The 5,015-nt window shown below is 56.8% G+C and carries 4 protein-coding genes and 3 pseudogenes; 3 read left to right on the top strand and 4 right to left on the bottom strand.

Translation table 11 applies throughout. The features are described 5' to 3' along the window. Positions 1-292: 292 nt before the first annotated feature. The 3 genes and pseudogenes from AC0L2H_RS32290 to AC0L2H_RS32300 all read right to left on the bottom strand — a co-directional run bounded on the left by AC0L2H_RS32290 (position 293) and on the right by AC0L2H_RS32300 (position 1,851). Positions 293-559, bottom strand: coding sequence for a hypothetical protein (locus AC0L2H_RS32290; protein ID WP_223217802.1), 267 nt, complete (start codon positions 557-559; stop codon positions 293-295). Continuing rightward, positions 535-762 (bottom strand): annotated as a pseudogene (locus AC0L2H_RS32295) (hypothetical protein); the annotation flags it as partial. The gene AC0L2H_RS32290 and the pseudogene AC0L2H_RS32295, both read right to left, overlap by 25 nt. Positions 763-1,011: 249 nt before the next feature. Next, positions 1,012-1,851, bottom strand: coding sequence for a GNAT family N-acetyltransferase (locus tag AC0L2H_RS32300; protein WP_019863422.1), 840 nt, complete (start codon positions 1,849-1,851; stop codon positions 1,012-1,014). Positions 1,852-2,546: 695 nt separating this feature from the next. Between AC0L2H_RS32300 and AC0L2H_RS32305 the strand changes: the two are divergent. Next, positions 2,547-2,746 (top strand): annotated as a pseudogene (locus tag AC0L2H_RS32305) (IS110 family transposase); the annotation flags it as partial. A 298-nt stretch (positions 2,747-3,044) separates the two neighbouring features. Next, entirely contained in the window at positions 3,045-3,851 is an 807-nt protein-coding gene (locus tag AC0L2H_RS32310) for a methyltransferase domain-containing protein (RefSeq protein WP_236952152.1), read from the top strand. Between the two features lie 325 nt (positions 3,852-4,176). On the opposite strand, the gene AC0L2H_RS32315 is transcribed toward AC0L2H_RS32310, so the two are convergent. Then, entirely contained in the window at positions 4,177-4,608 is a 432-nt protein-coding gene (locus tag AC0L2H_RS32315; RefSeq protein WP_080643875.1) for a hypothetical protein, read from the bottom strand. Between AC0L2H_RS32315 and AC0L2H_RS32320 the strand changes: the two are divergent. Then, positions 4,595-5,015, top strand: a pseudogene (locus tag AC0L2H_RS32320) (transposase); the annotation flags it as partial. The gene AC0L2H_RS32315 and the pseudogene AC0L2H_RS32320 overlap by 14 nt on opposite strands.

Below are 5,015 nucleotides of genomic sequence, written 5' to 3' on the forward strand. Positions count from 1 at the left end.
CGCGCGCCAAGCCAGACGCCGCGCCCGACGGCGTTCTCACCTTCGCCGAGATCACTGCGCTCGACCCGACGCGTCCCAAACGCGACCGCGCCTCCAACGGCCCACGCTCGCCGCTTACCTGCTGCAAATCGCCATGATCCGCCTCTCGGCAATATGGTCGTCTGGCGTGGGATGACCCGCTTGCACGACATCGCCTTCGGCATCTCCATTGGATCAAGCCGACGATGTGGGTAATTGAAAGCCGGCGAAGTACGGCGGTGGCCATGAGCACCTGAGCACCGCGGTGCTGGGGTCAAGCATTCGATGGGGAGACGCGATGATATTCTTCGAGGAGGAGTTTGACCTCCTCGATCACTTCATCGGTGAAGGCCAAGATCCCGTCGTCATCGTTGGCCCCGTACACCCAGATGACGCCGTCATCGGGCACGAGACCGAGGGTCAGGTCCTGGATGAGCGCTTCGCTGACGCCGAGGTCCCTGGCGACACGTTCAACGGTGTAGACGTAATGCACCTTATTGCGCTGCATTATCACCCGCGAAGGCGGTTGCAGTCGTGACATTTCCGATCCTGCTGGCCGGCTTGATCCGTCTGAAACTGCGCTAGCTCCTCCTGCAGACGGCGCTGTATCGCCCTGCCTTTCTCCAGGGGAGGCCGAAAGTCGTCGAGACGCGGTCCGTCGACATTGCGCGCAAAAGTTGCTATCTCCCGACGCTGCGGAACGCCATCGACGCCGACAATCTCAAGCCAGACAGATTTGCCCAATCGACGAGGCCTCCATTATCCGAAGGTTCTTATCCCCATCTCTTCCCGCTCCCTCATTGAAAGGCATTCTCATTATTAAGTGCCAAGTCACAGCTGACCTAACGCCATGTTCTTCAGGTTACCAATGCTGAGGACAGCCACATGGCTGTCTAACCGCATAGGTCACCGGGCCCGCTCATGCCGTTCTGCTGATGTTTCAATCGGTGCTATGTTACGGAGATACTGGAACATCCAACCGATCAAGTTTAATTATGGAAAACCGAACTCCTTTGAGGCAAGCGTATAGGTGCGGAAGGGCGCTTCCCTATCAGCGTGGACCTTGCCACGGCGCATGGCAGTGCTGATTGACACCTCTGCAATCCCAATCGAGTTCAGCCAGTCTGCCAGCCCGGACTGCTGACGGAGGGATACGCGAATTAACGCGCCGACACGTTGTGAAACCAAAAAGGACAACAGGCGCCTTGCTTCGTCGGTGCTACATGCGACGATCGGCCCGGCGACTTCATCGCTCCCGTACCGCATCATTGCAGCATAGCCCACCACTTTCCCCGCATGCCGGATGACGGCAAACACCCCCTTTTTCCAAAGTGTGGATATGAGTGCCCGGCGATCTATCCCCGTTGCACTTCGGTCGATTTCGGAGATCTGATGAAAATCATCTCGGATTGCCCATTCGACCCCATCCGGGGCGCCCACGCCTCCAACTATCCCTCGATGAGTAGGTACAGCTTCCACCCAGTCAAATCCGAGCTTGCGGTAGAGGGGCTTCCCATCAGACGATGCTATGAGGCGGCATTCACGTTTGCCCGCTTTTTCTAGGGCGAGTTTCATGAGTTGACCGCCGATCCCCTGGCGGCGCATCTCCTCGTCGACAGCCAGAAGGCCGATAGTCGCGACCTCCCCCAAGAACGTCATGCACATCGATCCGACGAGACGATTGTTCACAATAGCTACATAGCCACAGCCCAAACCCAGAAGCATCGACCAATCATCCTTGCGGTAGGTCCATCCGGCCTGAGCTGTGAGCTCCAGCGTCTCGTCGAGATGTTCGGTTCGGAACTCGGCAAACTCGATCTCGGTGCTCTGCATAGTGTATTGCTCATTCCATGTGAAGGAGCGCAACGACGGCGATGCCAAGTGGAGCGTGGAACTAACTCATTTTCGCAGAAGCCCGGAGCGTCGAGGGTACGGATCACTGCGACCGGCTCGTCATCAAGCGGTAGTGCAGGTAGGTATAAGACCTAATGCGGTGAACGTACCACTACCAGCGATCGGAGGTGAAAAAAAATCTGTGAATTTCATTTAAGGGTTTGTTACAACGGGAGGCACGGCGCAAGTAGGCTGGGCACCTGCGCGGTTGTCGTATCGGAGAAGCGGCTGTCAGTGATATTTTCGGAAGGCGCTTTTCAAAGGCAGCGCCGGACAACGTTCTCCAGCAATTTTGAGCTGTTGTTGTTGAAGTCGTTCACCGGGAGGCTCCCGCAAAACAGGATCGAACCTGCCGAGAAGACAAAATTCCCCTGTGCTTTCGGAACGTAGGAGAGATCCGCCCGTAATCTGCGACACCTGCCGGGCCGGCATGTTCACTTCCGCTCCCCAGTTTAATCTTTCCGGAACCACGTAGTAATCGCCAAGAAACTTCTCGGAACTCGCAAGGACAACCGCTCCAAAGGCCGCGACGCAAGCCGGCCGACGCTTGAACACCCTTGCGCGCCGAAATCCACCCGTCACGTGTCAGAGGCGGTTTTCAGGCAGTAGTCGACGCGATTCTTTGCAGCATAAGAAGTTGCAGCAAACGCGGCGATGCCATCGTGCGGGCACTGCTCTATGAGGCAGCCAACGTGATGGTGACGCGCTGCCGCGCAGACATCAAGACTTGGTCGCTTGCACCGCTCGCTGCGGTGGCGCACGAAAGGCAAAGATCGCCTTGGCGCGGCGGCTCGCCGTCGTGTTGCACCGGATGCAGATCGAACGAACCGACTTCTTGATGAAAGAGCCGACCGCCATGACGCCTTTCCGAATATCCCCAATCACCAATGAACCGCCGAGAATGTGGCGCCATAGCGGTGACCAAGACATAAGCGTGAAACCGGAAGACGACGAGGCCATCGAATGCCGAGCGGCAGACCGTTGACCGATTACAGAAGGTATCCAGTTGGCTACTCGATTGTCGGACTCCGGGCAAAATTGTGCCGCCCCGAACAGACGGAATCGGTCGTCGCGAACAGTCAACGTGTTAAACCAAAATCGCTTTTCAAGTTGGCATGGCGCTTGCGTCCACAATGATGATCTCGCTTGAGCTGACCACCATCCAAACATCTGAACACAGCACTGGAAAATGTCATATGCCCCTCCCCTATGATGATGCGTCGAGCTATGAAAAATACACCAAACTGGTGGGTAAAGTCGCTGAGGCAGAGGAAACCGCCGCCTTTCTTGAACGATTTTCCAGCAGAAGGAGTGCTCTCGAACTTGGTATTGGCAACGGGCGCGTGGCGATACCGCTGAGTGAGCGGGGCGTCAAGGTCAATGGTATCGACAAATCGGACGGCATGTTGAAGTTTCTTGCCGAGAGTACCAATCTGATTAAGGCTTGGAAGGGGAACATCGCCGGTTTCAGTTCAGAGCAACGCTACAAGCTTGTCTATTGCGTTTTTGACACGTTCATGCAGCTCTCCAGACGCGAAGAGCAAATAGCTTGCCTCAGATCTGCCGCGGAGGCGCTAGATGAGGATGGGGTTGTGGTTCTAGAAGTGCGCGTGCCAGCGTTGGAAGGTTTCGTTGGCGGCCAGAAAACTACTACCGTGTTCGTTGATCACGAGAATACATTCATCAATACGCAAATACACGATCCTCTTAACCAGAACTTTGTTCAAACCTTCCTCTGGTTTTCTGGTACATCGGTCACACGTTTTCCAGAACGCGTTCGTTACGTTTATCATCAGGAGCTCGACACCATGGCCGAATGCGTCGGGCTGGAGCTCGCGGAGCGTTGGGGAGATTGGACGAGAGGTGCGTTCACCGAACACTCCAAACGTCATATCTCGGTCTACCGCCGAGCCGTATTGGGGCCGCCTAGACAGCTTTAGAGCAAGAGTGAGTCTCGATTGAGCGGTCGTACGTGGGAACATATGAAGCCCCAACGTTTCGGCTCATATACGGGCTTAGGATACGATCCTCGATATATGCTCAGGTCGCGGCTAATGGGAAACAGGTCACACAAACGATCGCCCGCCTATGGGCCGAAACCTGGCTGTGTAGAGACCAGCTTTTAAGAAATTGGCGACCCACCCGCCGCGAGACTTATGGGCGCTTCCCCGAACCGTAGCATCAATGCTGAGCTCAAGTCGCTCCGGAAGAAAATCTGTACTCTGCGACAGCAAAACATCTACCGCCTGACGGCGAACACCTAATTTAGAGCGAGATGAAATTAGGTTGGCGCATTAGTCTGCCTCGGTGTAGTAGTTCCTGCATTCGGTTGAAGTGACGTGCCGAGGATTTGGCCGATGGCGTCACAGACGGTTTCGACTGTTCGCATAGCAGCCTTGCGCCACCAATGCTTGAGCTTGGCGAAGAGCTTCCCCCGAAGGCTGTCTTGGATTTGGCGAAATCAAAGTTCACGCAATTGCGGAAAGCTGCGGCCAATCGCCGGTGCTCATTCAATCGCGCGAGAGGGTCGTGTCCCCACAGGTGGTGTAGCTCGGCGGTAGTGAAGCCGTTCGCGAGCGCGCCCTTGATAGCGCTGTAGCGAGCGAGCGGCTTTGCGGTGGTCATCGACAGTTCGCCGGTAAGGTCGGGTTGCTGACACCAACCTGATTCGAAGGAACCATCGATGACCGACGACATGATGAACCTGCGCGCGCTCGTGGAGAAGACTCCAGATTCCGATCTCTTGCGCGAGATGATTGGCTTTGTCGCCGAGCGGCTGATGGAGCTGGAGGTGGGCGCGGCCACCGGCGCGCCTATGGCGAGAAGAATCCGCTGCGGCTCGCCCAGCGCAATGGCTACCGCGACCGGGACTGGGAGACGCGCGCCGGCACCGTCGAACTGCGCATCCCGAAGCTCAGGAAAGGCTCCTACTCCCCAGGTTTCCTCGAACCGCGCCGCATGGCCGAGAAGGCGCTGACCGCCGTCATCCAGGAGGCCTACGTCCAGGCCATCTCGACCCGCTCGGTCGACGACCTGGTCAAGGCCATGGGGATGAGCGGCATCTCCAAGAGCCAGGTCTCGCGGCTGTGCGAGGAGATCGACGG

It is taken from the genome of Mesorhizobium sp. WSM4871, assembly GCF_055811295.1.

Bases quoted from the DNA above. Each gene is read 5' to 3' on its own strand.
- AC0L2H_RS32290 (WP_223217802.1), bottom strand. From the start codon at position 559: ATGTCACGACTGCAACCGCCTTCGCGGGTGATAATGCAGCGCAATAAG.
- AC0L2H_RS32300 (WP_019863422.1), bottom strand. From the start codon at position 1,851: ATGCAGAGCACCGAGATCGAGTTTGCCGAGTTCCGAACCGAACATCTC.
- AC0L2H_RS32310 (WP_236952152.1), top strand. From the start codon at position 3,045: ATGATGATCTCGCTTGAGCTGACCACCATCCAAACATCTGAACACAGC.
- AC0L2H_RS32315 (WP_080643875.1), bottom strand. From the start codon at position 4,608: ATGTCGTCGGTCATCGATGGTTCCTTCGAATCAGGTTGGTGTCAGCAA.